Genomic DNA, 1,617 nt, shown 5'->3' on the forward strand with positions numbered 1-1,617 from the left:
GCCGAGCCGATGGACATCGGCCCCGCCCCGACGTGGCGCAACCTGCGCTTCCCCACGGCCGACATCCCGGCCGAGGCCACCGCGGTGCGCCTGGTGGTCAAGGACGAGAACCTGGCCAAGGGCGAGTGGATCGCCGTCACCCCGCCGCGTCTGGCGGAGCTGACGCCGATGCCGCAGGTGATCGACGCGTCGGTGCCGACCATCCCGGACTGGGCGGTGGCGTTCCAGTTCCCGTGCCAGCGCCCGTTCGACCACTTCGCCGGCGTGGCGGAGAACCCGAAGTTCCGCATCACCCCGGACCGCGACCTGAAGGTGTCGTCGACGGACACGTGGATGTCGCTGAGCGCCGGTGGCGTGCTGGGCATGTCCGACGCCGTCAACGAGTCGGTGGCGGTGCCCGCGTACCAGAACCACGACTGGAACCGTGACTGGGGCATCGTCGAGGCGCTGCAGTCCCGCCCGAACCCGGACGGCGTCCGCCCGGAGCCGGCGGTCATCGACCACGAGGAGATCACCCGCTCCGGCCTGTGGTCGCCCGGGCCGATGATCGCGGAGGAGGACTAGTTCCTCCCGGGCGCGCCGTCGCTTGACGACGGCCCACCCACCCGCTTCCGGCCCGTGAACCCGGGTCCCTCCCGCACCGTGGAGGGGCCCGGGTTCCGCCGTTTCCGGGGCAGCTCGGGGGCCGGGGAGCGGCGTCCGCGTGCATGACGGACAATGGGGCGGTGAGCAACATCGATGGTTTCGGGCAGGGCGGCGACGCCGGCGGGCACGGTTTCGGGCACGGCAGCGGCCAGGACGGCGAAGCCGTCGCACCGATCCTCGTCGCGGCGGTCGTCGTCACCGACGATCGAGGCCGCGTGCTGACGGTCCGCAAGGCCGGCACCGACCGCTTCATGCTCCCCGGCGGCAAACCGGAGGAAATCGCCGGGGTGGATGGGCGGCGTCGTGAAGCGCCCGCGGAGACCGTGATCCGTGAGTTCCGCGAGGAACTCGGCGCGGAGCTGGACCCCGGGAAGCTGGCCGACTGGGGCGTCGTCGCCGATGCCGCGGCGAACGAGCCGGGACGGTCGGTGGTGGGGCATCACCAGCGCTACCTCGGGACGGTGCCGGAGGTGTCGCCGCAGGCGGAGATCGAGGAAATCCGGTGGGTCGACCCGCGTTTCCCGACCGGGCGGCTGGCGCCGATGCTGACCAACCACACGCTGCCGCGGCTTCGCGACGGGGCGCCGGCCAGGGAGATTTCGGCGGTGACCGTGTTCGCGGGTTCCACCGACGGCGCCGACCCGGCGTGGCGCACGGCGGCGGAGGAGCTGGGGCGGGAGCTCGGGCGCGAACGCGTGGAGATCGTCTACGGCGGCGCGTCGATCGGCCTGATGGGCGCCGTGGCCGACGGGGCGCTGGCCGAGGGCGGGCGCGTCACCGGCGTCATCCCGACGTTGCTGCGCGACCGCGAAATCGCCCACCGCGGGTTGTCCCACCTGGAGACCGTGGACACGATGGCGCAGCGCAAGGACCGGATGTACGCGCTCGGCGACGCGTTCATCGCGCTGCCCGGCGGCGCCGGCACGCTGGAGGAATTCTTCGAGGTGTGGACGCGCCAGCACATCGGCATCC

At 72.9% G+C, this 1,617-nt stretch carries 2 protein-coding genes; both read left to right on the plus strand.

Going from position 1 to position 1,617, the window contains the following annotated elements:
* Positions 1-564 (plus strand): arabinosyltransferase C-terminal domain-containing protein (locus GX015_RS01730; protein ID WP_291342319.1); only part of this gene is annotated, 564 nt, incomplete at its 5' end.
* Between the two features lie 161 nt (positions 565-725).
* Positions 726-1,617 (plus strand): TIGR00730 family Rossman fold protein (locus tag GX015_RS01735; RefSeq protein ID WP_291342321.1); only part of this gene is annotated, 892 nt, incomplete at its 3' end.

Source organism: Corynebacterium sp., assembly GCF_012837295.1.
In the GTDB taxonomy this organism is placed as follows: domain Bacteria; phylum Actinomycetota; class Actinomycetes; order Mycobacteriales; family Mycobacteriaceae; genus Corynebacterium.